Origin of the sequence: Pontimicrobium aquaticum (genome assembly GCF_005047595.1) — a bacterium.
Classification (GTDB): Bacteria; Bacteroidota; Bacteroidia; order Flavobacteriales; family Flavobacteriaceae; genus Pontimicrobium; species Pontimicrobium aquaticum.
Window position 1 is genome coordinate 177811 of the sequence record NZ_SUPL01000001.1, and the last position, 25976, is coordinate 203786.

Sequence of the window (25976 nt, forward strand, 5' to 3'; positions counted from 1 at the left end):
TAAAACAATAGAATTAATGTATTTTAAGTCTCATTTATTTTAACATAACATTAAATGGGTTTTCTATTGTCAATTTATTGAATTAGTGATTACACCCGAAGCTGTTTTCTTATTACTATTTACAAAGTTAACTTTTCAAATAATAACTCTAGTTTATCATCAGATGGTCTAGGAGCATCGGCATCTACAACATATCCTTCTGGGTCAATTAAAATAAATCGTGGAATACCACTACCAGCAATGGCATATTTTTTAATAAAACTTGATTTCCAATCTTTATCCGCTAAAAGTTGTGTTCCTCCTAAATTTTCTTCTTTAACCATTCTTTTCCATTCTTCCTTTGCTTTTGGAGTATCTATAGAAATACTAACAAACTCAATATTCTTATCCTCATATTCTTTCTCTAATTTTTTCAAATAAGGCACTTCTTTTTTACAAGGAGCGCACCAAGTTGCCCAAATATCAATATAGACATACTTTCCTTTAAAATCGCTTAAGGATTTAGTATCGCCAGAAGCAGTTTCATAATTAACAAAACTTGGTGACACATCTCCTTTATTAGGCTTAGCTATTAACTTTTTATACTTATTTGTAATGTATTGTTTATGCTCATCATTGGTAGAGCCTTCAATAAAGGTGTTATAATAATCATCTAACTGGTTAGCATTGTTAATTCCATACATTGCTTTTTTAAACAATAAGTAGTTTTTAACAATAGGGCTTTTTGAATACTTGATTACAGCTTTAAAGTAAGCAATGTTTTTATCCAGTAATGTATCCTCACTATTTAGCTCTTGCGATAATTTATCATATTCTGTCAATATAAAAGTTTGGTATGGCTTTATATTTAACAGTGCTTCATTTTCTAAATCATATAATTCTTTTGGAATTGTTGGGAACGCCTTTGAAACTGTAAACCCATCATCTTTGAGCACATAACGTCTATAGTCTTGGTAGCGGTTAATTCTATTTACCCATTCATATTCAATCTTTTTCTGTTCAATATTTCTCAACTCTTTGGTTAAGTTTTTATATTCCTCCAAAAAAATCAACATCTCTTTTTTAATAAGGTTAATTTTATTTAAAAAAGCAGGCTCATCTAATTTTGCTAACGATAAAAGAGAAGGATTCCCATAGGATAGTTCTTTTAAGTGCTTCTGTATTAAATAGATGTTTTCTATACTTCCCTTCCCTTCAAAAGTGAGCGTTTTGTCAAAATTCTTTATATCAAATTTTACATTTAATTCATTTCCTGGTTTTAAATATATATATGCTTTTTCTCCTTCATAATACATTGAATAATGCCCTTCTGCGAGGTGTAGTGTATCCCTAAATGTACCGTCTTTATGTACTAAAATATTATGAATAGGTTCTTTATCTCTACTACTAATAGCAAGTTTATCGCTATTTTGACTTAATTCAGTATCTACTTTTGCGTTTTTAATAACTCCAGATATTATTATATAATCTGTTGTTTTTTCTGCACAAGATGTAAAAATCAATGTCAGTATTAAAATAGATATTATATTCTTCATTTAATTAAATTTTTAAATAGTGTTTTTTTACTGTTTCCTTACGAAAACATCAGTATTATAGCCTTTAATTTGAATTTCTGTTCCTCCTCCATTTATTGAGGTAGTCAGCCATTCTTTAGCCTTTATTACATATTGACTTCCTTTTTTTCTAGGGTTTGCTTTTTCTGGTTCTTTTTTAGATGAAATTATTTTCCAATCGAAGTTTGAATATATATCTCCTCCTTCTAAGTTTATTTTCATATCTGCTTTAATGCTGTTAGGAAAGGTGACATCTATATCACCATTCATACAACTAAATGCCATTGGCTCATTAGGATTAACTTTTAAAAAATTGGTTATAATATCACCATTCATAGCACTGGCAATTACAGAACCACTAATATCTTTTAATGTTATTTTACCATTTGTATTATTAATGTCCATTATGCCATTTACATTCTCTACATGAACTTCCCCTTGATTATGAGTAGTGACTTTTAAAGAAAATTTTTCAGGTACTTGCACTTCAAAATCTATTATTTTTTTTGAAGAATTTCTGACATTTACTTCATTACCATATTTTTCTACTCTAAACTCAATAGAAGTATTGGAAACTTTTTTTAACCCATTAACTAATTGTTCTTTTTCGTTTGCTTGTATCCTAGCCGTTCCTTTTACAATGACTTCATTCCCAGAATACCCTTTTATGCTTATAGAACCATTCATTGTCGCTATTTCTAGTAGTCCCTTTTCATTAGGGTTATCCATAGGAACAGTAATTATTTTTTGTGCTGTTATATTTAGTGTTAGTAAAAATAACAGTGTTGTAATCGTTTGTTTTAAATGTTTAGTCTTCATTGCTTTTTTGTTTTTTTTAATTCATTTTAAGTCTTAAAGTATAAGGTACATTAAGCTTATTGCATTTTTTTAGTAATTGTTCTAAATGGCTATACTCTGTATACTTTCTTCCATTTTTTCTTTTGCACTTTCATTAATGTTCTCTTTTTCAATTAATTCTTTAAATATTTCAACAGCATCTTTTTCTTGCATTTCTACCATCAAATCTGCCATAGCTATCTGTACTAAAGGTGACTCTTGGTTTATTATTGATGCTACTAAGCCTTCCCTTACCAATGAAATATTTGTATAATTTTTCAAAGCCTCTATGGCTGACAAACGAACATTTACATTCTCATCATTATTTAAGGTCATAAATAACGCTTTAATAATAGTTTCTGTAACATTGTCCATTTTATTCACCTCATTAACCGCTTGTAGTCTTTTATTTGCCGAAGGCTGGTCTAATAAGGTTACAACCAATTGTGAGCGAACATTCTCTATCTCTTGCTTGGCCACAGCCAACTCCTTTTCAGGGAAGCTTTTTGAAGGATTTATATGGTTTCCTATAAAAAACCCAATAGCTAAAGTTGCAAGTGTATATGCTAATTGTTTTGAAAAACTACCAAATAGAAAGTTTTCTATGCTTTTAATAATTGATACCTCTTTAGTGGATTTTGTTTGAGAGTTTAACATTGCGTAAAACTTCATATCCATCTCTGGTGTTGGATCTGGAGTTTCATTATCAAACTCGCTCCAAAATAGCTTTGCTGTTTCAAACTCAATGTTGTACTGAGGGTTTTCTACTAAAAACTGCTTGAACTCTTGTTGCTTATCTTCTGATAAGTTCTCAGATAGATAATCTACTATTGTTTCTTTAAATTCTTTGTAATTCATTGCTATCTGTTATCTAGTGTTAGAAAAATATTTTTTAATTCATTTACAGCCCTATGCACCTTAATTCTTGCGTTTCCTTCTGAGCACCCAATAATTTTACCTATCTCCTTGTATTTTAATTCTTTAAACTTGCTAAGTAAAATGACCTCTTTTTTTTCTGGTGACAACAATTCAATTGCTTTTTTTAAAATGGCTGTATTCTCATTTTTAACAATCACCCCATCAATATCATCTGTTGCGTTTAATGAATACTCTACATCTTCTATATCTTTATGAACATTCTTTTTATTTTTCTTAAAGCTATCATAACTTGTATTTCTAGCAATTTGAAAAATCCACACAACAAATTTGCTCTCCTCTGTATAGGTGTGCTTATATTTCAATATTTTCATAAAGACATTTTGAACTAGATCCTCACTTAAATACGCGTCTTTATTCATGTTATAAAAGAATCCAAAAAGTCGCTTTTTATAACGCTCGTACAATAAGCCTAACTTATGGTTATCTCCAGCTTTTACTCCAAGCATTAAGGCATTGTCTGATAATGTATTCAATTTTATCTTTGTTAGTTGGTTCTTCAATAATTAGGGTATCGTATTTTGCCAATAGTTTCTAGTCAATTTAATATCCCTCTAATAAAAATTAGTTTACTAATTCTTTAAGCTCTAACTATTTTCTACTTTAGAAAAAACAAAAAGTTTCGCTTTCAGTATAGATATACATCTATTTTCTAAAAACGTTACAAAAAATAATTAAATACTTTAAATATTTGATACACTAAGCTATTTTATAATAGCAAAAAACAGATTTTGATGGTGAGCTCGTAAGTAGTAATGCCACTGACCTCCCATAATAATAGATAGCAACTCGAAGTTTAAGTATAGCAACTTCAGAAAGAACGATATTTAGCTACTAAAGAATAAAACAAGGGATTAAAAATCCTTGCATGTAGCAAACTAATGCTTCTTAATATTTTCCTTATGAAGTGCAAATATTACTCAATAGGTTTAAACACAATTTCAAACGATTTATGGTTGTCTAACAGTCTTTTTACCATATCTTGAATATCATTCTTTGTGATTGATTTAACAATGTTCTTAAAATTTTCAGGTGCTTCCATATTATAACCTTCTAAAATTAGGTTTTTTAATAACGACATCTCGTATGCATTAAAGTTCTTACTATCTTCTCTTTCTTTTATAAGATTTGTGGTGACCTTATCAAGGTCGGTTTGAAGTACTGTTCCTTTCTTTATTTTATCAATTTCAGCGTGAACAATGCCAATTAGCTTTTCAACTAAATCCGGATTACAATCGAATGTTACTGACAAATAGGCTATTGATCTTGGCTCTTTAAATACTTGTCCCCAACTACTTGCTCCATAGGTTCCTCCTTCATCTTCTCTTAATAATTCATTATATCTTAATTGAAGTATTTTACCTAATGCTGTCATTAACAATTGATCTTTCAAGTTAAAAGGCATTTCTTTTTTAATGGCCATTTGTACTGATCCTTTAGGGTCTTCCATAGGTAGATAAATATCTTTATCTATGTTTTTAGCAGACCATTCTACTGCATTATTCACCCAGTTTTCTTTAACATTTGTTGTTGGGATACTTGCAATATAATTTTCTAATAGAGGCTTTACGTCTTCTTTTTTAACGTCTCCAACTATAAAAAATGTAAAATCAGCAGCATTGTTAAATCTACTTTTATAAACCGCTTTTGATTTCTCGAAACTCATATCTGCCACAAACGATTTATTAAAAATACGCTTTGTAGAATGATTATGTCCATAAAGCGTCGTAGTAACACTATCGGACATTTTTGAGTTTAAATCTTGACTTCTTCTTACTAAGAAATTATCAATATTCTGCATTAACACTTTATAGCTGGTTTCGTCAAAACGTGGTTTTGTAAAACGCAAGTTTACCATTTGCAACATGGTTTCAACATCTTTAGTTGAAGATGCTCCAACAATAGCCTCAGTAGTTTCTCCAATACTAAAACTTGTATTGGCTGTTTTTCCTGCAAGCACTTTTGGTAAATCGGTCATAGAAAATTCTCCCAATCCAGATAACTGTACCACATTACTAACAATTTCTGCTGAAGGTAATTCATCAACTTTTAATAATGATTTTCCGCCATCGCTTATAGCTTCCAATTTTACATCATTTTTGTTCTTATCTGCAAATTTGTAATACACCTTAATACCATTGCTAAGAGTAAAAGTTGTAAATCCTAACTCGCTGTTTTCTTTTTCTTCTACAATCTTACCAGGAACCAAGTTTACACCATCCATTAACGATTTTGCTTCTTCATCTTCTTCATAAGGTTGAAGCGTTGTGTCATTTTCGGCGTCTTTAATAATCTGATTTGCTTGTTCTTCGGTTAAGTTATTTTTCCCTTCAACTCCTGTAACCACAAGAGTTCGGTTTTTTTGAGTATAAATGTCTTGCATTCTTTGAAGTAAATCTGCTTGAGTAATTTGACTGAACAGCCCTTTTACTATTTCAAATTCTTTTTCAATATCAGTTAAGTGAGCGTTCTCTAAATAATTCTTTTGAATAGATTGAATAATTTGCCCATGCGGACGATCGTTACGTTTCGCTATTTGATTTTCGTAAAAGCTACTAAACTGTGCTTTTACAAGTTTAATTTCAGCATTGGTAAACCCAAATTTTACAGCTCTATTAATTTCGGTCATTACCAACTTAAAGGCTTCTTGTTGTTTTTCTGGTTTTGGTGCTACACGAACATTAAACGCATTGTGCACTCTTGTCATGTCTCCAAAACCAGCTCCAACTGCTATAAATGGTGCATCTGGTTGTTGTGAAATTTCTCGAAAACGCGTACCTAAAATACTTGAAATCATGCTATTTAAAAGTCCAATTCTTAAATCGGCTACAGTTTCATTTTCTAAAGATTTATCGTGACGAATACCAAAAGAAATATTTGCTGTTGACACCTCTTTATCCATAGCAATATCATACATGAGCTTATCATTATCTTCAATCTTTACAATGAAGCGTTCAGGTGCATTTTCAACAGCTGGAATCGTTGAAAATTTTTCTTTAATTTTTACCTCCATGTCATCAACATCAATATCTCCAACAATAGCTATTGCTTGTAGATCTGTTCGATACCAATCGTGATAAAAATCGCGAAGTGCTTTGTACTCAAAATTCTGAATAACATCCATATTGCCAATTGGAATGCGTTTAGCATATTTTGAACCTCCAAACATGGTCTCGATAGATTGCTGCAAAATTCGCATTTGCCCACTTTGGCGTGTTCTCCATTCTTCTTTAATCACACCTCTTTCGGCGTCAATTTCTTCGTCAGTTAACAATAAATAATTAGACCAATCACGAAGAATTTGCAATCCAGTTTCTACTAGCTCAGGTGTGGTTGGCACATTATCAATATTATATACTGTTTCATCAAAAGATGTATAGGCATTAATATCTTTTCCAAATACAATGCCTTCTTTTTCTAGCGTATTTAAAATACCTTTCCCTTCAAAATTCTCGGTACCATTAAAAGCCATGTGCTCTAAAAAATGTGCTAATCCTTGTTGATCATCATTTTCTAAAACTGATCCAACGTTTTGGATGATATAATAACTTGCCACATCTTTAGTGACATCTGTACTATGCAAATAATACGTCATTCCGTTGGGTAAAACGCCTTTTTTAATGGTATTATCTAATGGCAATGGTTGATTTAAATTTAGTGACTGTGCATTAACTACAAACACACATGCGAGAGCAAAAAATTGTAAAAGTATTCTTTTCATCTTCTGTTAGCTTTTCTTAAATTTTATTGAAGTTGCAATTTAATTACTTTTCTTATGGTTTCCTTGTTAAAACATTCTTAATGATAAACAGCAACTAGTTTAAGACATTAAATTAGTGCTTTTTTAATAGCGGAATTGTAAACTTTTACATATTTTTCGAACTAAAGAGAACGACTTAAACCTTAATAATACATGTCTAAATCATATTACGACCCAGCAGACCTTAGGAAATTTGGGAACATCACCGAATGGAGTGAAGAATTAGGAACCAAATTCTTTGATTATTACAACTCTGTTTTTCAAGAAGGAGCACTTACAGCACGTGAAAAATCATTAATTGCCTTAGCAGTATCACATACCGAAAAATGTCCTTACTGCATAGATGCATATTCAAAAGATGGCTTACAACGCGGCTTAACCAAAGAAGAAATGATGGAAGCTGTTCATGTTGGCGCTGCTATTAAAAGTGGTGCTGCATTGGTACATGGTGTACAAATGATGAATAAAGTAAATAAACTAGATGGATAAGAAAGCTTAACGACAAAAGATTTTTTATCTATTTAAAATTTAAATATGGCAAAACTTAAAATACAATCTTTACATAAACGCGACAGCGAATTAGCTAACAGCAACAGGCAATTGGAAATTCTATCTAACGGTATTTTTAAAACTGGAGAATTACCAAAATTTAAAGATAAAATTGCAGAAATAGGTCAGTTTCCTTTAAAACCAAGAAAGCTTGAGGTATTACAGATTAATGTGGGCTATATGTGCAACCAAGTTTGTGAACATTGTCATGTTGATGCTGGACCAGACCGAAAAGAAATTATGACGCGCGAAACTATGCAACAATGTTTGGAGGTTATAAAAAACACTGGAGCACATACGTTAGACTTAACTGGAGGCGCGCCAGAAATGAATCCAAATTTTAAATGGTTTGTCGAGGAAGCTTCAAAAGCTGGTATTAAAGATTTTATTGTACGTTCTAACTTAACCATTATTAGAGCCAATAAGAAATATTACGATTTACCTGATTTTTTTAAAAAGCACAACGTACACGTTATAAGCTCTATGCCACATTGGACTCGTGGAAAAACAGATAAGCAACGTGGCGAAGGTGTGTTTGATCAATCCATAAAAGCGTTGCAAGATTTAAACGCCATAGGTTATGGTGTGCCTAATAGCGATTTAAAATTAGACCTAGTTTATAACCCTTCAGGTGCTTTTTTACCAAGTGATCAAGCCTCTATGGAAAAAGACTTTAAAAGAGCCTTATTAGAAGATTTCAATATTCAGTTTCACAATTTATTTGCTATTACTAATTTACCTATTTCTAGATTTTTAGATTATTTGATTGCTTCCGAAAACTATGAAGATTACATGTACGCATTAGTAGAGGCCTATAATCCGATGGCTGTTGCGAATGTTATGTGCACCAATACCATTTCTGTAAGTTGGGATGGTTGGTTATACGATTGTGATTTTAATCAAATGTTAGATTTAAAAGTAGCTAGTAAAGTAAAACATATAAGTGAATATAATGAAGAGGTACTCAATGACAGAAATATTGTTATTTCGCAACATTGCTATGGGTGTACAGCAGGTGCAGGTAGTAGTTGTCAAGGCTCTGTTGTATAAATTTATTTCTATGAAACTTATAACTCAAATCTTAATTCTACTCTTTTCGATATTTAGTTTCTCACAAGAAACAATGTGTGATTTATTAAAAAACCACAATACTAAAAATATTCCTTATATATCTGTACAAGAATTGGCAATGCCTAAAACAGAAGCCATTATTTTAGATGCTAGAGAACCTAAAGAATACGAAACAAGCCATATAAAGAATGCTATTCATATTGGATACGATAATTTTAATATTGAAACTGTTTCAAGCATCATAAAAAACAAAGATATGCAAATTGTAGTGTATTGTTCAATTGGTATTCGATCGGAAAACATTGCAAAAAAACTAAAGAAAGCTGGCTACACTAAAGTTTATAATCTCTATGGAGGTATTTTTGAATGGAAAAATAAAGATTTTAATGTTTATAATTCAGAAGCAACAGAAACAGAAAGCATACATGTTTTTTCTAAAGAATGGAGCCAATGGCTAACAAAAGGAATAAAAGTATATGAGTAAAAACTTGCTCATCATATTCACCCGAAATCCAGAGCTTGGTAAAGTAAAAACCCGTTTAGCAAAATCTATTGGTGAAGAAAATGCATTAACCATTTACAAAACCCTTCTAGATAGAACTGAAAAAACAACCAGAAATTTAAAGTGCGACAAAGCTGTTTATTATTCAGTAAAAATTAGAGAGCATGATATTTGGGATACTTCAATTTATCAGAAACACCAACAACATGGAGACGATTTAGGTGTTCGCATGCACAATGCTTTTTTTGAAGCATTCAGCAATAATTATGACAAGGTTGCAATTATAGGAAGTGACCTCTTCAATTTAAATCCAAACCATATAAATGAAGCCTTTAAAGCGTTAGGTGAAAATGATATAGTCATAGGTCCTGCTCATGATGGAGGCTACTATTTATTAGCAATGAAATCTTTATATTCACAAGTCTTTAAAAATAAAAAATGGGGAACCTCTACCGTTTTTAAAGACACTATAAAAGATTTAAAAAACAAACATCTTTATTTACTGGAAACATTAAATGATATTGATGTTTACGACGATTTAAAAAATATTCAAGCTTTTAAAAAATATTTAAATAAATGATTAAACAAATAAAAAAAACCACCGAATATTTAATAGAAAAAGGATTTGACAAACCAGAAATAGGCATTATTCTAGGTACTGGTTTAGAGCAGCTTCTTAATGAAATAGACATTATTAATGAAGTTAGTTACAACCATATTCCATACTTCCCAACAGCTACTGTAGAGTTCCATAAAGGAAAGTTAATTTATGGTGTTTTGGAAGGCAAAAAAGTAGTCGTTATGCAAGGTCGCTTTCATGTATATGAAGGCTACTCACTTCAAGATGTGACGTATCCTGTTCGTATTATGGAAAAATTAGGCATTCATACGTTATTAGTATCTAATGCCTCAGGCGCAATTAATTTGAATTTTAACAAAGGTGAATTAATGCTTATTGATGACCATATTAATCTTCAAGGTAGTTCCCCTTTAGCTTTTAAAGGCGTTTCGCAACTAGGAGAACGGTTTACAGACATGAGCACTCCTTACGACCAAGACATTAATTCTAAGTTTGAAAACATAGCTAAAGACAAAGGCATAAAATTGCACAAAGGTGTTTATGTAAGTGTTGTTGGACCTCAATTAGAAACAAGAGCTGAATATAGAATGCTTAAAATAATTGGCGCCGATGCTGTTGGTATGAGTACTGTTCCTGAAATAATTGTGGCCAATCATTTAAAATTAAAAGCAGCAGCAGTGTCAGTTTTAACAGATGAATGCGACCCAGATAATCTAAAACCCATAAACATTGCTGAAATTATTGAAATGGCAGCAAAAGCAGAACCAAATATGATTACGCTTTTTAAAGAATTAATAAAACAATTATAGTGCATTTAAACAAACAAATAGCTGTATTAACTTTAAGATTCCTCTTAGGCTTCATATTCTTTTTTCAAGGATTTGGAAAAGTTTTTAAGTTTGGCCTAGAAAACGTTTATCAAAACTTTTTCTTGTCAAGTTATGCTGACATAATTCCTGAATTCATATTATATTTTACAGCTTATTACACCTCATTAGCAGAATTAGTTGGAGGCGCACTCTTAATAATTGGGTTGAAAATAGATTACACACTGTATATATTAGCATCTGTATTAATAATTGTTACCATAGGCCACGGCTTAAAAGATCCTATTTGGGATTTATCACATGTTATGTTCAGAGCCATATTACTTATAAGCATTTTACTTCTCCCAAAAAAATGGGATACTATTTCTATCGATTCTTTAATGACAAAAAAATAAATAAATTCGACAAAAACTATGAGCAATTATTTAGAAACTACTTACGACGTATATAAAGAAGCGGCATTAACACCAGATGTAGGCTTATGTTGTACCACTAACCCTATTTGGGAATTACCAGGTTTAAAAATTCCTCGTATCATGCAGGAAATGAATTATGGTTGTGGTAGCACAGTACATGCACGTGATTTAACCAACAACCCCAAAATGCTCTATGTTGGCGTTGGTGGTGGTATGGAACTATTGCAATTTGCTTACTTTAATCGTCAAAAAAGTGGTGTAATTGGTGTTGATGTGGTTGATGAAATGCTAGAAGCATCTCGTAAAAATTTCATTGAAGCCGAAGCGCAAAACCCTTGGTTTAAAAGTGAGTTTGTTGATCTTAAAAAAGGCGATGCTATGAATCTTCCTGTTCAAGACAATAGTATTGATGTAGCAGCACAAAATTGCTTATTCAATATTTTTAAAGCAGACGACCTAAAAAAGGCCATTGCCGAAATGTATCGTGTATTAAAACCTCACGGACGTTTAGTAATGAGTGATCCAACCTGTGAACAACCAATGAATGATGAGCTTCGTAATGATGAGCGTTTAAGAGCTTTATGCCTAAGTGGTAGCTTGCCAATTGCTGAATATGTAAAAGCACTAACAGATGCTGGATTTGGAACCATTGAGATTCGTGCAAGAAAACCATACAGAATCTTAGATTCTAAAAATTATCCTACGGACAAATTGATTTATATAGAATCTATTGAAGTTGCCGCAATAAAAGATCCAATGCCAAGTGATGGTCCATGTATATTTACAGGGAAAGCGGCTATCTATTTTGGTGACCAAGACTATTTTGATGACAAAGCTGGACATGTACTTTTAAAAAACCAGCCATTAGCAATTTGCGATAAAACCGCTGGAACTTTAGCAAATCTTAATCGTGATGATATTCATATTAGTGAATCTACTTATCACTATGATGGTGGAGGCTGTTGTTAAACACAAAAAAACATACTATAATGAATCTTATAAAAAAACTATTATTTGTTCCTCTATTTATACTAGGAACTGCAGTATTTGCACAAAAAGTTAATCACGATCAATGGACTACTTTGTTAAAAACCCATGTCGATTCTAAAGGAAATGTAGATTACAAAGGGTTTAAAAAGAACGTTAATAAGTTAGATGCTTATTTAAAAACACTGTCTCAAAACAAACCAGCAAGCAACGCATCTAAAAACGAAAAATTAGCCTACTGGATAAATGTTTATAATGCCTTTACCGTAAAATTAATTATTGATAATTACCCTATAAAAAGCATAAAAGACATTAAACAGCCTTGGGATCAAAAATTCTTTAACATTGGTGGCGAGACCATGTCCTTAAACCATGTTGAACATGAAATACTTCGTAAAATGGCTGAACCACGCATTCACTTTGCTATTGTATGCGCTTCTTTTTCTTGTCCTAAATTACAAAACAAGGCCTTTACAGCCCATAATTTAGAGACACAATTAACAGATGCCACAAAAGAATTTTTAGCAGATACCAACCGAAATGAAATTTCAAAAAATAACATCAAGATTTCAAAAATATTCGATTGGTTTTCAAAAGACTTTACCAAAAATGGAAGCTTGATTGATTTCTTAAATCAATATTCAGACATAAATATTTCACCAAACGCTAAAAAGCGATACAAAGATTACAATTGGGACTTGAATGACTAAAATTTTAATCATTATTCCAATACTTAATGAAGCAGAAACTATTAAGCATCTGTTAGAACATTTATTAAAAAATTCATCAAAAGAAAACATTGCAGAAATTATTGTTGTTGATGGTGGAAGTACTGATGCATCGAAAGATATAGTTTTACCTTTTGTCACTTCAAGTGAATCAAATGTCAGTTTGAGTGTGGTCACTGAGCAAAGTCGAAGTGCAGTCGAAAACAAATTTGATTTGTATCGAGAATCAGATAAAAAAGGGCTTGATACTTTTCCGCAAAGCGAAAACACTCGACCTGACATTCTATTAAAAAACTCAGAAAAAGGCAGAGCCAAACAAATGAATACTGGCTCAAGCTTTGCTACAGGTGATATTTTATACTTCTTACATGCCGATTCGTTTCCTCCTAAAAATTTTGACCTATACATTATTAATGAAGTTGAAAAAGGGAATTTAGCAGGTTGTTTTCGATTACAGTTTAATCATAACCACTGGTGGTTGCGCTTAGCAAGTTGGCTTACACAGTTTCGTTGGAGAGCCTGTCGTGGTGGCGACCAAAGTCAGTTTATTACAAAAGAACTGTTTGATGAGATTGGTGGTTTTGATGAAGCTTATACAATTTATGAAGACAACATTTTAATTAACGAGCTTTATAAACGAAAGCAATTTACAGTCATTAACAAAAAGCTCATCACCTCTGCACGTCGTTACAAACAACACGGTATTTGGAAACTACAATATCACTTTTGGACTATTTACGTGAAAAAATGGCTAGGTGCTTCTGCTGAAGAGCTTTATGATTACTATAAGAAATATGTTGCTTAATTGCTTCAGTATGTTTCCTTAATTATTGCTTCAACAGGCTTATTCTGTGGTGTAAATTGGGTGTTGTTTTCACCACCACTTTTTTCATGGTTGCGAAACCATTTCCAAATAAAGCCTCCAGCAAACCAGTCTTCTTGCCAAAAGGTATCGAATAATGCCTTGGTAGTGTTTACCTGAGCTTTCATGTTTACACTGTTCATATTTCTGTCAGATTTCCAAGGTTCTTTTCCAGAATAATCCACACTTCTATATCCAAATTCAGTGAATAAGATGGGTTTGTCAAATTTATCAGAAACCTCACTTATAACTGCTTTATGTGCCTTCCAACCTTCTAAACATTCTTCAACAGTTGGTGTTTGTGCATCGCTAACAGGAAAGTAAGCATCCACACCAATATAATCTAATTCACTCCAAAATGGTGTACGCTTAAATTCATCCCAATTGGCTGCATACGTAAGTTTGCCTTTATAAACTTTTTTAATTTTATTTATTAATTCGTGCCAATACTCTGGTCTGTGCTCAATAAATTTTTCTAATTCTGTTCCAATACAAAGTAATTCAGCATTTGTTTGTTCTGCTAATTCGGCAAAATCCAAAATAAACCTTGAATATGACGCTTCAAACTGTTGCCATTTTTCTTCCGATGTCATTGTTACATGACCAGTAAAATTACCTCTACCTATCCAAATATGAGGTTTCATCATAACTTTAACTCCTTGCGCATGCAATACTTCTATATACTGTTTAGCGCCTTGCTTTGATTCGCCAAACCATTGTCTCTTTGTATTATAGATAATGGTAGGACTGTTAACATCTCTAAAAAAACCAAAAGGCATAATAGCTGCGTAGTTGGCGTTAATGTTAACTAATGGCTTTACGTGTTCAACTGAAATAGAATCTCTAGACGCTACAAAACTCACACCATTTATTTTTGGAGTTTTATACGTTGTCATACTACAAGAGCATAAAAGGAATATCAAACAAAGCCTAAAAACTATCTTCATAAGTGTTAATTAATTTCTAAATTTAAACAATCTGAAATTATCTAGTTAAGGATTTAACAAAACCTTCGACAAACCTTTTAACTAAACCAAAACTATGGAGCATATTGTTATTATTGGAAATGGAATTTCTGGCGTTACAGCCGCTAGACATATTCGAAAACTTTCCGATAAAAAAATTACTATTGTTTCGGCAGAATCAGATTATTTTTTCTCTCGCACTGCTCTTATGTATGTGTATATGGGACATTTAAAGTTTGAACATACACAACCTTATGAAAATTGGTTTTGGAAAAAAAATCGCATCAATTTAAAAAATGGATATGTCGAAAACGTAGATACAGAAAACAGCACTTTACATTTTGCTAATGGCGACAGTTTACATTACGACAAGCTTATTATTGCCACTGGAAGCAAACCCAACAAGTTTGGATGGCCTGGGCAAAACTTAAATGGTGTCATGGGAATGTATCACAAACAAGATTTAGAGAAGCTAGAAACATATGCGCCTAATAATAAAGTGTGTAAACGTGCTGTAATTGTTGGTGGTGGACTCATTGGTATTGAACTAGCAGAAATGCTACATTCTCGTCATATTCCAGTAACGTTTTTAGTTCGTGAATCTAGTTTTTGGAATGGTGTACTACCCAATGAAGAAAGTCAAATGATAAATAAAGAAATTATAAGCAACGGCATTGATTTACGTTTATCATCTAATTTAAAAGAAATAATTTCGGATAAAAACGGAAAAGTTAAATCTGTAATTATTCAAGAAACTGGAGAAGAAATTCCTTGTAATGTTGTTGGATTAACAGCTGGTGTGTCCCCAAATATTGATTTTTTAAAAGATTCAAATACTCGTACTGAGTCTGGTCAAAGTATTGAAACTGGTAGAGGTGTGAAAGTGAATCGCTACTTAGAAACTAACATCTCAAATATTTATGCTATTGGTGATTGTGCAGAGCAACTTGACCCAATAGGAAATCGCAGACCAATTGAAGCAGTTTGGTACACAGGGCGTATGATGGGAGAAACCATTGCGCAAACCATTTGTGGTAATCGTATAGAATATAAACCTGGACATTGGTTTAACTCAGCTAAGTTTTTTGACATTGAATATCAAACCTACGGTTGGGTTTGGGCACAACCTAAAGAAAATGAAGCGCGTTTTTATTGGGAACATGAAAGTGGCAAGAAATGCATTCATATTAGTTATGATAAAAACACAGGCGAATTTATTGGAATCAACACTTTTGGCATACGAATGCGTCATGAGTTTTTTGATAAAATGCTGACTGAAAAACAATCGGTAAAATATGTGCTAGAACATTTAGCTGACGCCAATTTTGACCCTGAATTTTATAAACTCCATGAAAAAGAGATTGTAACAAAATTCAACATTGAAAATGTCTCAAATATTCAATTAAAAAAGAAAAACTGGAAACGAATCTTTAAAGTCAACTAACTATGAAGCATATACAAAACACAGGGCTTGCTATATTTTTGGTTGGTCTTTTAACATTTACATCGCTCATCTTTATTGGAAAGTATGAAGTGACTCCTGAAATTTTAAACAACCTCATAGATAGCAAAGGCATAAAAAGTGAGCTTTTTATTGATAATATGAAAAACAATGTGGTTGGGAAAGAATTTACCAATCCGTTTTCGCTTTCTTCTAAAATTATTTCTTCTTTAGAAACAGCCAATGAAACGCATAAACAAAATAGCGAATGGGACAAAGTAATTTGGGACAAACCACATAGCTTTTCTTATGAAATAGCCAAACTATCTGGCAGTGGTATTGTTAAGGAGCATAAGTGGTTGTTTTGGTGGTTAACTTTTGGACTTGGTATTCTTGGAGCACTCATGTACATTATTCCAAATGTGATTGTAAAAGGACCTCCAGGGATAAAAAATAATAGGGTTTGGTTTAATGCTGCAACAAATAGAGGTTGGATTGGTTGGTTTGTATTTATCTTTTTGGTTGGTTTTTATTTGCTGCTTTATTTTAGACCAGATTATATTGTTAATTGGACATACATTGTTGACCCTATTAGTAAAAATATTAGTGGAAATTTAGCAAGTCAGTGGTTTTTATATGGATTTTTATACTGTGTTGTTATGACAGTAATGGCAGTACGCATGTACATTAAATACCGTCATAATAAATATCAAATATTACGAACAACCTCTGTATTATTCTTCCAAATTGTATTTGCATTTTTAATTCCTGAAATATTAGTACGCTTTGAAAAACCTTGGTACGATTTTAAAAATGCCTTTCCGTTAGATTACGATTTCTTTTACAGTTGGAATTTAGACCAACTCATCGCCAGTGGTGGATTAGGATTGTTTATTTTAATTTGGGGAATTGTCCTTACACTCGTTATAGTTCCTATAATGGTATATTTCTTTGGGAAACGTTGGTACTGCTCTTGGGTTTGTGGTTGTGGTGGCTTAGCTGAAACACTAGGTGATCCTTACAGACAATTATCCGATAAATCTTTAAAAGCATGGAAGCTAGAGCGATGGTTAGTACATAGTGTTTTGGCATTTGCTTTGGTTATGACAGGGTTTACGCTCTATGCCTATTTTTCTGGTGCTGATGCAGTTTTAGGCATTAAAACACAAACCATACAAGATATTTATGGCTTCTTAATTGGTTCTATATTTGCTGGAGTAATTGGCACAGGATTCTACCCTATTTTTGGAAATCGAGTTTGGTGCAGATTTGGTTGCCCTTTAGCCGCTTATTTAGGCATCGTGCAACGTTTTAAATCACGTTTTAGGATTACCACGAATGGAGGACAATGTATTTCTTGCGGAAATTGTTCTACCTATTGCGAACAAGGTATTGATGTAAGAGCTTATGCACAAAAAGGTGAAAATATTGTACGAGCTAGTTGTGTTGGTTGTGGTATTTGTTCTGCGGTTTGCCCAAGAGGTGTTTTAAAATTAGAAAATGGACCTGAAAAAGGACGAATTAACCCAACCGAAATACTTTTAGGCAATGATGTGGATTTAATGGATTTAGTGAATAACAAATAACTACAAAACTATCGTACTTTTGCAACTCGAAAACAAACACTAAATGCCAATAATTAAAGTCATCATTCCAGCGTATAACGAAGCTGATTCAATAGCAAAGGTCATTAATGATATTCCAAATATTGTTAATGAAACTATTGTAGTGAGTAATAACTCTACAGATAACACCGAAATAAATGCTAGAAAAGCTGGAGCAACCGTTTTAACCCAACCTCGTAAAGGTTATGGTTATGCTTGTTTAAAAGGAATGGACTATGTGGCTGAGCAATCACAAAAACCAGATATCATTGTGTTTTTAGATGGTGATTATAGCGATTATCCTGAAGAATTAACCAAAATAGTACAACCAATTATTGAAAATAATATTGATTTTGTAATTGGTGCTCGCGTTAAACGACTTAGAGAACGGGGTTCTATGACCATGCCACAAATATTTGGAAATTGGTTAGCAACTAGTTTAATGCGGATTATGTTTAGATCAACATTTACCGATTTAGGCCCTTTTAGAGCAATTAAATATGATAAATTATTAGCTCTTAATATGGAAGATAAAACCTATGGCTGGACAGTAGAAATGCAATTAAAAGCCTTGAAACAAAAACTAAGTTATGTTGAAATTCCTGTAAATTATAGAAACCGTATTGGAATTTCTAAAGTTTCAGGAACAATAAAAGGCGCTATCTTTGCAGGTGTAAAAATACTTGGTTGGATTTTTAAATACAGTTTTAAACAATGATTTTAGAAACCATTATAATCATTATATATTCTACTGCACTCATACTTATTTTTATGTATGCATTGGCACAATTAAACCTGTTATTTAACTACTTATCTGCTCAAAAAAAGGAAGACACCTCTCCAAAATTTGATTTAACCAACCCAAATGAAGTGCCTTTTGTTACCATACAACTTCCTGTGTATAACGAATTGTATGTCATGGAACGTTTACTGGAAAATATTTCAAAAATTGACTATCCAAAAAACAAACTAGAAATACAAGTTTTAGACGATTCTACAGACGAGTCGTTTCAAGCTACCGAAAAACACATCCAACTATTACAACAAACAGGTTTAGACATACAACATGTGGTTCGTGAAGATCGAAAAAACTTTAAAGCTGGTGCTTTAAAAGAGGGATTAAAAGTGGCCAAAGGTGAATTCATAGCCATTTTTGATGCCGATTTTTTACCTAAAAAAGATTGGTTACAACGTACCATTCCATTTTTTAAAGACAAAGAAGTTGGCGTAGTGCAAACACGTTGGGGACATATTAACAGAGATTATTCAGTACTTACTAAAATTCAAGCGTTTGCGTTGGATGCTCATTTTTCATTAGAGCAAGTAGGTAGAAATAGTAAAGGGCATTTTATTAATTTTAATGGTACTGCTGGTATTTGGAGGAAAGAATGTATTATTGATGCTGGAAATTGGGAAGGTGATACATTGACTGAAGATTTAGATTTAAGCTACAGAGCGCAGCTTAAAAACTGGAAATTTAAATACTTAGAAGATATTGAAACGCCTGCCGAATTACCTGTGGTGATTAGTGCTGCACGTTCACAACAATTTAGATGGAACAAAGGTGGTGCCGAAAACTTTAGAAAAATGCTATGGAAAGTATTAAAAAACCAAAATATTTCGGCTAAAACTAAAGTTCATGGATTGCTACATCTATTAAATAGCACCATGTTTTTAAACGTCTTGATTGTTGGCATTTTAAGTATTCCAATGCTATATATTAAAAACGAACATGAACAATTAAGCATATACTTTTATGTAATGAGTTTCTTCGTCATTAGTACGCTCATCTTTTTTATTTGCTACTGGTTTATGTTTAAAAAAACGTATGGCAGTAGTTTAAAAAGTTTTGTACAGTATATTGGAATGTTCATTACCTTTTTCTCCATAGCCATGGGCTTTTCACTGCATAACTCCATTGCAGTGATTGAAGGGCATTTAGGAAAACGAAGTGATTTTATACGCACGCCAAAATTCAATATCAATTCGCTTAAAGATAGCTGGAAAGATAATAAATACCTTAAAAAGAATATCTCGTTAAACGTGATTTTTGAAGGCTTATTGATGCTGTATTTTGCCTTTGGAATGTACAGCGCATTCGTAGTTGGTGATCAAGGTGGCGATTTTGGGTTGTTCCCTTTTCACTTAATGTTATTTCTTGGTTTTGGCTATGTGTTTTTTAAGTCACTAACATCTAAGGCTTAATGCAGTTTTGGAAGCTTCATAAAATTCTTTTACTACTTGCTGTAACGTCTATTTTATTCTATTGGTCGTTTGCTTACGATTTAGTAAGAACAGATTATATTAAGCTCTTGAGCCTGTATTCTGGTTTGTTTTTTCTGTTTTATAAACTCATTCAAATATCTAAACACGATTTAAAATTACTCACTTGGATTGCCTTTATATTTCGAACGGTGTTTATACTTGCTATTCCAAACCTATCACAGGATTTTTACCGCTTTATCTGGGATGGTCGTATGATTTTAGAAGGTTTTAACCCTTATCTCTATACGCCAGAATCGTTTATTGCAAATGGTGAATTTCTAGTAGCTCAAGCACAAGAATTATATACTGGAATGGGAGGCTTAAGCGCAAGTCATTTTACCAATTATCCTCCTTTAAATCAGTTGTGTTTTGTATTTGCTGGCTTATTTGCTAGTAAAAATATTCTTGGCTCTGTTGTTGTTTTAAGGCTCATTATTATTGCGGCAGATTTTGGTACGCTTTACTTTGGACAAAAATTACTTGAGAAATTAAAGTTACCAGCACACAACATTTTCTGGTACATTTTAAATCCGTTTATTATTATTGAACTTACTGGAAATTTACATTTTGAAGGTGTGATGATTTTCTTTTTAGTATGGAGTTTGTATTTGCTGTATTCTGGTAAATGGAAATGGGCTGCGGTGGTTTTTGCCTGTTCGGTGTCAATTAAGTTAATGCCGTTGTTGTTTTTGCCTTTGTTCTGGCAATGGTTTACTAAAAGAAACGTCATTGCGAGAGAAACGAAGCAATCTGTTTCTATTAAAGAGATTACCACGTCGCAAGCTCCTCGTAATGACACAGATGTTTTAATTCTGCCGAACACAACAAAATTGATTGGTTTTTACGCTATAATTGGCGTAACCACTATTTTACTGTTTCTACCTTTTTTCTCACAACAATTTATAAATAACTACACTGAAACAGTTGTATTATGGTTTCAAAACTTCGAATTTAATGCTAGCATATATTACATAATTAGAGAAGTTGGTTATTTGTTTAGAGGCTACAACGAAATTGCCATTATTGGAAAGTTTACAGCAATAATGATTCTTATGTTTGTAATTGGCATGGCTTTTCTTAAGAAGAATAAAACCATGGTGCAACTCATTACTACAATGCTTTTTGCTTTATCGTTTTATTATTTTACAGCAACTACTGTACACCCTTGGTATGTTGCTACATTACTTATTTTATCTGTCTTTACCAAATACAAATTCCCGTTGGTGTGGAGTTTTGTAATCATTCTCAGTTATTTGTCGTATGTACAAATAGGAAACGCTAACAAAACAGAAAACCTATGGATCATAGCCTTAGAGTACAGTATTGTATATGCTGTATTTATTTACGAGGTTTGGTTACAACCTAAGCGCAATTTGACTTTGTGAGAAAAAACAACTAATTTTGTTTAGCTGTCGATAAACTTCTAAAACTGAATTTATCTTAACATTAGCAAAAATTAAACCCTTACATATGAAGAAAATCTATTTACCAATATTGACAATCTTATTTGTTTTTACAGCTTGTAATGACAGTGCTAATCAAGAAGAACTGGACAATAGCTCAACCGAATGTGTAGGAGATATTATTTTAACTTCTCAAAATGAAATAAATGAATTTGGGAATAGTGGCTGTACAAAAATAAACGGCTCTTTATTAATCAAAGATAATGATGAATTTGAACCAACTGATTTGACAGATATTGTTGACCTAACACCATTAAATAATTTATCAGAAATTACCGAGGGTTTATCTATTGTTTTCAATGATAAATTAATATCATTGAATGGTTTAAATAATTTGATTAAAGTCGGAGCTTTAAATATTTTCTCAAACAATAATCTAGTTCATATAGATGGTTTTGATAGCTTGATTTCTGTAAACAATGGAATGTCAATCGACAGTAACATCGCATTAGAAGATATAAATAGCTTTAATAATCTAAATACTATAAATAGTTATTTACATATTGACTTCAATCATAACTTGGACAAAATAAGTGGTTTTAATAATCTTCAAGAATTAAATGGATTTTTAAGCTTAAGGTCAAACCTTGAACTAACAGAAATTGATGGATTTAGTGAATTGCAAGTAATAAAAGGTTATTTATATATTGGTGGTAATACGCTATTAAATAACATAAATGGCTTTTCTAATTTAAATGATATACAAGGTCATCTTAACATAGACACAAATAACTCTTTAACAAACCTTGATGGTTTAGAAAACTTGACTAGTATTAGTGGAGATTTAACAATCGGTAAATTTTCAGGAAATGATTTACTAATAAACATCACTGGTTTAGGTAATTTATCTAACGTCGGTGGTAATATTTATATTGGACAAAATGATAGTTTATTAAGCCTCAATGGATTAAATAATTTGACTTCTACAAATGAATTTGAAATACAATATAATGACAGTCTAATTAGTTTAGATGGATTAAACAATTTAATTTCAGTCAATGGAAATTTAAATATTGGTAGTAATAACAATCTGACTGACATAAACGGCCTTTCTAGTCTAGAAGTAGTTTCAGAAAATTTGGGTTTCCATTGGAATTTATCATTAAAAAACTTCTGTCCCTTAACAGGTTTTATACTAAATGGTAATATATTTGGCACACACGGAAATGGATATAACCCTAGTTTTAATGATATTGTGAATGGGAACTGTTCAATATAACTTTTGCTAACAATGCATATAAAAAATTACTTAATCAACTAAATAGAATGATTGACCCGTCCTAAAATAACAACTTTCCCACAAACATATCCACCACTTCCACTAGGATTAAAATAATAATGATCCATTCCAGTTTGCTACTCTCTTTATGATCCATAATATCTTTAAAGAGCTCTAGGTTTTCTTTAATAATATCTATACGGTCGTGAATGAGGTGGTAACGATCTTTTAAATCGAAGGTTTTTTTAAGCTCTATGTTCAATCGATTCAATTGAGCATCTTCCCAAGTAATATCTGGCGAATCGAAAATATACAAGTTCTCCGAAATTTTGTTTTTAATATTAAGTATCTTACCAATAAAGCGTTTAAGCTTATTCCCTGAAATATCGAGTTTTCCTCTATTTTCAAGATATTTTGTATGCTCATTGGTTTCAATTAACAAAGCTTCAGTAATTTCTGAAAAACGGTTTAACGCCACCGATTGTGATGCGTTGAGCATTACTAACCTTATCATTTCAGAATCTAGCTTAGGTAACACCACATGTTCAAACTGAACTTTTAACGTATGGTCTTGAACCACTACATTGATTTCTTCTAAAATTCTTTCAGAAAAATAATTATCGCAATAGGGTTTTATTTGTTTTAAAATTGCGTCTATTTCATTATTGGTCATGTTGAAAAAACTCACCATACCATAATGAAAAATATATACAAACTTATCTTTTGAACTGCTATAAAACAGTTCGTCACTATCTTGAAACAGTAATTGCAACTGCAACTGCTGTTTACTTGCCTTAATATTGATAGTGTTGGCTACGTGATACGCAACAACAGGATACATTGCTAGTTTAACATAATACTAAATGTGTAATAAAATAGTTATAAAGGAAGTTTCATACTTTCTATACGATAGGCTAAATAATCTTCGTCTAAATCGTCATAAACCTCAACAAACGATACTCTAAAGGTTTGGTCAATAAGCGTGTCATCATTTTGAAGGTCAAATTGTTTTAACACTCTTGGATGTACCTCTTCAAAAACCATTTCTCCTCCATTATTAAACAAAAACGTGTAAAAACCGTTTTCGTAAGACTTAAAAACAGCTGTTTGCATGTTATAATTTTTTAATCGTAATTTTCTGGTTCGTCTGATGCTTCTAAATCTGGATCTTGTACAGCTGTAGGGTCATCATCATCATAATCTTCATAATCATCCTCATCGTAATTTTCCATAGTTTTCACTAATTTGGTACTTACTTTTACCAAATACCTAGTATCATCAGTATCTACTTGTACTGCTTCAACAACTTCATTTTTTGCATTCCTAAAAGAAATAATATGATCTTCATCATATCCATCAGGATACTTCTCAACTAACAAGCCTAATATTTCAGGTGTTAATTTCTTAAAATCTACGATAATACGTTTACGATTGTCGTCTGCTCTTTTCATGAGTTAAAAATTATGCTCTATTTGAGGTTTCTTGTAAATTTAACAACAATAACCTTACAAATCCAAAAGATATGCAAAAATTAAAGGTGCAACTATCGTTGCATCACTTTCAATAATAAATTTTGGTGTATCAATATCTAATTTTCCCCAAGTAATTTTCTCGTTTGGCACAGCTCCAGAATACGAACCATAGCTAGTAGTTGAATCACTTATTTGGCAAAAATAACTCCAGAATGGTGTGTCTGTACGTTCCATATCTTGATATAACATTGGCACGACACAAATAGGGAAATCACCTGCAATTCCGCCTCCTATTTGAAAAAAACCAATGCCTTTTTTAGAATTATCTGTGTACCAATTGGCTAAAAAAGTCATGTATTCAATTCCAGATTTCATAGTGCTAGCTTTGAGTTCGCCTTTAAGCACATAGCTTGCAAAAATATTCCCCATAGTACTGTCTTCCCAACCTGGACATACAATGGATAAGTTTTTCTCTGCAGCAGCATACATCCAAGAATCTTTTAAGTCGATTTCATAATATTGCTCAAGCACTCCAGACAACAACATTTTGTACATATATTCGTGTGGTAAATAGCGTTCGCCATTAGCTTCAGCATCTTTCCATATTTTATAAATATGTTCTTGTAATCTTCGGAAAGCTTCTTCTTCTGGAATACACGTATCGGTTACTCTATTTAATCCTTTTTCCAATAATTCCCACTCTTCTTGAGGTGTTAAATCGCGATAGTTAGGTACGCGTTTATAATGCGAATGTGCTACCAAATTCATGATGTCTTCCTCTAGGTTAGCTCCTGTACATGAAATAATGTGTACTTTGTCTTGACGAATCATTTCAGCAAAACTTTTACCAAGTTCTGCAGTACTCATAGCACCTGCTAATGATACTAGCATTTTTGAACCAGACTCTAATTGTGCCTCGTAACCTTTTGCTGCATCAACTAAAGCAGCAGCGTTAAAGTGCAAATAATGTTTTTCTATAAATTGCGAAATTGGGCCTTTAGTAGTCGTCATCTTCAACAAATTTTAGTGTGTTATTTTTATTTACGTAAGTACTTTCAAATGAATTATCATAATCATCATCAGCATCTTCATTTTGGAACTTATAACTTAACATTTTATAATATAGTTTCGCCGCCAGAAAATCAGATGATTTTTCTTTTGCATTAGGACAAAGCTCTACTATATCAAAACCAACTACATTTTTTTCTTCAAACACTTGTTTTAAGAACTCAAGAGTTTCATACCATAACAAACCTCCTGGTTCTGGTGTTCCTGTACTTGGTAAAATTGATGGATCAAACGCATCTAAATCAATGGTGATAAATACATTATCTGTCATTTGGTCAATAGCAGAGTCCATCCAAGTATCGTCTGTTACCATGTCATGAGCAAAATAGGTTTTTTCCTCATCCATAACTGTTTTTTCAATAGCATCCATAGAACGAATTCCCACTTGAATTAAGTTAGTAGTTTGGCTTGCTTCATATACAGCACAAGCGTGATTGCAGGTAGAACCTTCATAGCTTTCACGTAAATCGGCATGTGCATCAAGTTGTAATACAGTTAAATCTGGAAACATTTCGTTAAAAGCTCTAATAGTACCAATAGAAACAGAGTGCTCGCCGCCAAAAATGGTCACAAATTTGTTCTTTTTAATATACTTCTTTGTGGTTTGGTGTACTGCATCAACCATAGCTTCTGGCGAGCTATTTTCAGTTACTGCATCAGCAAGATATATACCTTGTTTATACACTTCGGTATCTGTTTCAATGTCGTAAAGCTCCATGTTTTCAGACGCATTTAAAAATGCTTCAGGACCTTTATCGGCTCCTTTTTGCCATGTGCTTGTACCATCGTAAGGCACAGGAATTAATACAATTTTTGCTTGCTCTAATTTTGCAAGTTCTGCCGGAATTCCAGCATAAGTTTTAGTTTTCAT

At 32.2% G+C, this 25976-nt stretch carries 26 protein-coding genes; 15 read left to right on the plus strand and 11 right to left on the minus strand.

Features of this window, described 5'->3' with window-relative positions; all coding sequences use genetic code 11:
- Window positions 1-119: 119 nt before the first annotated feature.
- The 5 genes from E5167_RS00825 to E5167_RS00845 form a co-directional block, all read right to left on the minus strand.
- Window positions 120-1535 carry a TlpA family protein disulfide reductase gene (locus tag E5167_RS00825; protein ID WP_136840056.1) on the minus strand — a complete coding sequence of 472 codons (1416 nt, stop codon included), beginning with the start codon at window positions 1533-1535 and terminating at the stop codon, window positions 120-122.
- 27 nt (window positions 1536-1562) lie between these two features.
- On the minus strand, window positions 1563-2372 hold the full coding sequence (locus tag E5167_RS00830) for a DUF4097 family beta strand repeat-containing protein (protein ID WP_136840058.1): 810 nt from the start codon (window positions 2370-2372) through the stop codon (window positions 1563-1565).
- Window positions 2373-2453: 81 nt separating this feature from the next.
- Window positions 2454-3248: a HEAT repeat domain-containing protein gene (locus E5167_RS00835; RefSeq protein WP_136840059.1), complete on the minus strand. Its 795-nt coding sequence runs from the start codon at window positions 3246-3248 to the stop codon at window positions 2454-2456.
- Window positions 3249-3250: 2 nt separating this feature from the next.
- On the minus strand, window positions 3251-3802 hold the full coding sequence (locus E5167_RS00840) for an RNA polymerase sigma factor (protein ID WP_136840061.1): 552 nt from the start codon (window positions 3800-3802) through the stop codon (window positions 3251-3253).
- A gap of 440 nt (window positions 3803-4242) precedes the next feature.
- Entirely contained in the window at window positions 4243-7047 is a 2805-nt protein-coding gene (locus E5167_RS00845) for a M16 family metallopeptidase (protein ID WP_136840063.1), read from the minus strand.
- Between the two features lie 192 nt (window positions 7048-7239).
- Here E5167_RS00845 and E5167_RS00850 point away from each other — a divergent pair, with 192 nt between their 5' ends.
- The 9 genes from E5167_RS00850 to E5167_RS00890 are packed head-to-tail and all read left to right on the plus strand — an operon-like array spanning window position 7240 to window position 13551.
- On the plus strand, window positions 7240-7575 hold the full coding sequence (locus E5167_RS00850; protein WP_136840065.1) for an arsenosugar biosynthesis-associated peroxidase-like protein: 336 nt from the start codon (window positions 7240-7242) through the stop codon (window positions 7573-7575).
- Window positions 7576-7620: 45 nt separating this feature from the next.
- On the plus strand, window positions 7621-8685 hold the full coding sequence (gene arsS, locus E5167_RS00855) for an arsenosugar biosynthesis radical SAM (seleno)protein ArsS (protein WP_136840067.1): 1065 nt from the start codon (window positions 7621-7623) through the stop codon (window positions 8683-8685).
- A 10-nt stretch (window positions 8686-8695) separates the two neighbouring features.
- Window positions 8696-9190 (plus strand): rhodanese-like domain-containing protein, encoded by a 495-nt coding sequence (locus E5167_RS00860; protein WP_136840069.1) that lies wholly within the window; start codon window positions 8696-8698, stop codon window positions 9188-9190.
- A complete protein-coding gene (locus tag E5167_RS00865) occupies window positions 9183-9788 on the plus strand; it encodes a TIGR04282 family arsenosugar biosynthesis glycosyltransferase (protein ID WP_136840071.1) in 606 nt (201 codons plus the stop codon). The genes E5167_RS00860 and E5167_RS00865 overlap by 8 nt, the downstream gene beginning before the upstream one ends.
- Entirely contained in the window at window positions 9785-10597 is an 813-nt protein-coding gene (locus E5167_RS00870) for a purine-nucleoside phosphorylase (RefSeq protein WP_136840073.1), read from the plus strand. Before E5167_RS00865 ends, E5167_RS00870 begins: the two co-directional genes overlap by 4 nt.
- Window positions 10597-11010 carry a DoxX family membrane protein gene (locus E5167_RS00875; RefSeq protein WP_169301350.1) on the plus strand — a complete coding sequence of 138 codons (414 nt, stop codon included), beginning with the start codon at window positions 10597-10599 and terminating at the stop codon, window positions 11008-11010. Before E5167_RS00870 ends, E5167_RS00875 begins: the two co-directional genes overlap by 1 nt.
- Before the next feature lie 18 nt (window positions 11011-11028).
- Window positions 11029-12000, plus strand: coding sequence for an arsenosugar biosynthesis arsenite methyltransferase ArsM (gene arsM, locus E5167_RS00880; protein WP_136840076.1), 972 nt, complete (start codon window positions 11029-11031; stop codon window positions 11998-12000).
- A gap of 20 nt (window positions 12001-12020) precedes the next feature.
- Window positions 12021-12728 carry a DUF547 domain-containing protein gene (locus E5167_RS00885; protein ID WP_136840077.1) on the plus strand — a complete coding sequence of 236 codons (708 nt, stop codon included), beginning with the start codon at window positions 12021-12023 and terminating at the stop codon, window positions 12726-12728.
- Window positions 12721-13551 carry a TIGR04283 family arsenosugar biosynthesis glycosyltransferase gene (locus E5167_RS00890; RefSeq protein WP_136840079.1) on the plus strand — a complete coding sequence of 277 codons (831 nt, stop codon included), beginning with the start codon at window positions 12721-12723 and terminating at the stop codon, window positions 13549-13551. The genes E5167_RS00885 and E5167_RS00890 overlap by 8 nt, the downstream gene beginning before the upstream one ends.
- A 5-nt stretch (window positions 13552-13556) precedes the next feature.
- Here the strand turns inward: E5167_RS00890 and E5167_RS00895 are convergent, their stop codons facing one another.
- On the minus strand, window positions 13557-14504 hold the full coding sequence (locus E5167_RS00895) for a glycoside hydrolase family 113 (protein WP_136840081.1): 948 nt from the start codon (window positions 14502-14504) through the stop codon (window positions 13557-13559).
- Between the two features lie 145 nt (window positions 14505-14649).
- Here E5167_RS00895 and E5167_RS00900 point away from each other — a divergent pair, with 145 nt between their 5' ends.
- From E5167_RS00900 to E5167_RS00925, 6 genes are all read left to right on the plus strand, one after another.
- Entirely contained in the window at window positions 14650-16017 is a 1368-nt protein-coding gene (locus tag E5167_RS00900) for an NAD(P)/FAD-dependent oxidoreductase (protein WP_136840083.1), read from the plus strand.
- A 2-nt stretch (window positions 16018-16019) separates the two neighbouring features.
- Window positions 16020-17600 carry a 4Fe-4S binding protein gene (locus tag E5167_RS00905; RefSeq protein WP_136840085.1) on the plus strand — a complete coding sequence of 527 codons (1581 nt, stop codon included), beginning with the start codon at window positions 16020-16022 and terminating at the stop codon, window positions 17598-17600.
- A gap of 43 nt (window positions 17601-17643) precedes the next feature.
- Entirely contained in the window at window positions 17644-18336 is a 693-nt protein-coding gene (locus E5167_RS00910; RefSeq protein WP_136840087.1) for a glycosyltransferase family 2 protein, read from the plus strand.
- Window positions 18333-19823 (plus strand): cellulose synthase family protein, encoded by a 1491-nt coding sequence (locus E5167_RS00915; protein WP_136840089.1) that lies wholly within the window; start codon window positions 18333-18335, stop codon window positions 19821-19823. Before E5167_RS00910 ends, E5167_RS00915 begins: the two co-directional genes overlap by 4 nt.
- A complete protein-coding gene (locus E5167_RS00920; RefSeq protein ID WP_136840091.1) occupies window positions 19823-21268 on the plus strand; it encodes a mannosyltransferase in 1446 nt (481 codons plus the stop codon). The genes E5167_RS00915 and E5167_RS00920 overlap by 1 nt, the downstream gene beginning before the upstream one ends.
- A gap of 85 nt (window positions 21269-21353) precedes the next feature.
- Entirely contained in the window at window positions 21354-22565 is a 1212-nt protein-coding gene (locus E5167_RS00925; RefSeq protein ID WP_136840093.1) for a hypothetical protein, read from the plus strand.
- 61 nt (window positions 22566-22626) lie between these two features.
- Here E5167_RS00925 and E5167_RS00930 read toward each other — a convergent pair whose 3' ends face one another.
- From E5167_RS00930 to speB, 5 genes are read right to left on the minus strand one after another with little or no spacing between them, the layout of a single operon-like run.
- Entirely contained in the window at window positions 22627-23406 is a 780-nt protein-coding gene (locus E5167_RS00930; protein ID WP_136840095.1) for an RMD1 family protein, read from the minus strand.
- Window positions 23407-23444: 38 nt separating this feature from the next.
- On the minus strand, window positions 23445-23678 hold the full coding sequence (locus E5167_RS00935; RefSeq protein WP_136840097.1) for a hypothetical protein: 234 nt from the start codon (window positions 23676-23678) through the stop codon (window positions 23445-23447).
- A gap of 11 nt (window positions 23679-23689) precedes the next feature.
- Entirely contained in the window at window positions 23690-24016 is a 327-nt protein-coding gene (locus E5167_RS00940; RefSeq protein ID WP_136840099.1) for a hypothetical protein, read from the minus strand.
- Between the two features lie 54 nt (window positions 24017-24070).
- Window positions 24071-25048 (minus strand): deoxyhypusine synthase family protein, encoded by a 978-nt coding sequence (locus tag E5167_RS00945; protein WP_136840101.1) that lies wholly within the window; start codon window positions 25046-25048, stop codon window positions 24071-24073.
- Entirely contained in the window at window positions 25035-25976 is a 942-nt protein-coding gene (speB, locus tag E5167_RS00950) for an agmatinase (protein ID WP_136840103.1), read from the minus strand. Before speB ends, E5167_RS00945 begins: the two co-directional genes overlap by 14 nt.

What these genes read in the sequence shown, in the direction of transcription:
- E5167_RS00825 (WP_136840056.1), bottom strand. Translation starts at nt 1,535, where the DNA reads ATGAAGAATATAATATCTATTTTAATACTGACATTGATTTTTACATCT.
- E5167_RS00830 (WP_136840058.1), bottom strand. Translation starts at nt 2,372, where the DNA reads ATGAAGACTAAACATTTAAAACAAACGATTACAACACTGTTATTTTTA.
- E5167_RS00835 (WP_136840059.1), bottom strand. Translation starts at nt 3,248, where the DNA reads ATGAATTACAAAGAATTTAAAGAAACAATAGTAGATTATCTATCTGAG.
- E5167_RS00845 (WP_136840063.1), bottom strand. Translation starts at nt 7,047, where the DNA reads ATGAAAAGAATACTTTTACAATTTTTTGCTCTCGCATGTGTGTTTGTA.
- E5167_RS00850 (WP_136840065.1), top strand. Translation starts at nt 7,240, where the DNA reads ATGTCTAAATCATATTACGACCCAGCAGACCTTAGGAAATTTGGGAAC.
- arsS (WP_136840067.1), top strand. Translation starts at nt 7,621, where the DNA reads ATGGCAAAACTTAAAATACAATCTTTACATAAACGCGACAGCGAATTA.
- E5167_RS00860 (WP_136840069.1), top strand. Translation starts at nt 8,696, where the DNA reads ATGAAACTTATAACTCAAATCTTAATTCTACTCTTTTCGATATTTAGT.
- E5167_RS00865 (WP_136840071.1), top strand. Translation starts at nt 9,183, where the DNA reads ATGAGTAAAAACTTGCTCATCATATTCACCCGAAATCCAGAGCTTGGT.
- E5167_RS00870 (WP_136840073.1), top strand. Translation starts at nt 9,785, where the DNA reads ATGATTAAACAAATAAAAAAAACCACCGAATATTTAATAGAAAAAGGA.
- arsM (WP_136840076.1), top strand. Translation starts at nt 11,029, where the DNA reads ATGAGCAATTATTTAGAAACTACTTACGACGTATATAAAGAAGCGGCA.
- E5167_RS00885 (WP_136840077.1), top strand. Translation starts at nt 12,021, where the DNA reads ATGAATCTTATAAAAAAACTATTATTTGTTCCTCTATTTATACTAGGA.
- E5167_RS00890 (WP_136840079.1), top strand. Translation starts at nt 12,721, where the DNA reads ATGACTAAAATTTTAATCATTATTCCAATACTTAATGAAGCAGAAACT.
- E5167_RS00895 (WP_136840081.1), bottom strand. Translation starts at nt 14,504, where the DNA reads ATGACAACGTATAAAACTCCAAAAATAAATGGTGTGAGTTTTGTAGCG.
- E5167_RS00900 (WP_136840083.1), top strand. Translation starts at nt 14,650, where the DNA reads ATGGAGCATATTGTTATTATTGGAAATGGAATTTCTGGCGTTACAGCC.
- E5167_RS00905 (WP_136840085.1), top strand. Translation starts at nt 16,020, where the DNA reads ATGAAGCATATACAAAACACAGGGCTTGCTATATTTTTGGTTGGTCTT.
- E5167_RS00910 (WP_136840087.1), top strand. Translation starts at nt 17,644, where the DNA reads ATGCCAATAATTAAAGTCATCATTCCAGCGTATAACGAAGCTGATTCA.
- E5167_RS00915 (WP_136840089.1), top strand. Translation starts at nt 18,333, where the DNA reads ATGATTTTAGAAACCATTATAATCATTATATATTCTACTGCACTCATA.
- E5167_RS00920 (WP_136840091.1), top strand. Translation starts at nt 19,823, where the DNA reads ATGCAGTTTTGGAAGCTTCATAAAATTCTTTTACTACTTGCTGTAACG.
- E5167_RS00925 (WP_136840093.1), top strand. Translation starts at nt 21,354, where the DNA reads ATGAAGAAAATCTATTTACCAATATTGACAATCTTATTTGTTTTTACA.
- E5167_RS00930 (WP_136840095.1), bottom strand. Translation starts at nt 23,406, where the DNA reads ATGTATCCTGTTGTTGCGTATCACGTAGCCAACACTATCAATATTAAG.
- E5167_RS00935 (WP_136840097.1), bottom strand. Translation starts at nt 23,678, where the DNA reads ATGCAAACAGCTGTTTTTAAGTCTTACGAAAACGGTTTTTACACGTTT.
- E5167_RS00940 (WP_136840099.1), bottom strand. Translation starts at nt 24,016, where the DNA reads ATGAAAAGAGCAGACGACAATCGTAAACGTATTATCGTAGATTTTAAG.
- E5167_RS00945 (WP_136840101.1), bottom strand. Translation starts at nt 25,048, where the DNA reads ATGACGACTACTAAAGGCCCAATTTCGCAATTTATAGAAAAACATTAT.
- speB (WP_136840103.1), bottom strand. Translation starts at nt 25,976, where the DNA reads ATGAAAACTAAAACTTATGCTGGAATTCCGGCAGAACTTGCAAAATTA.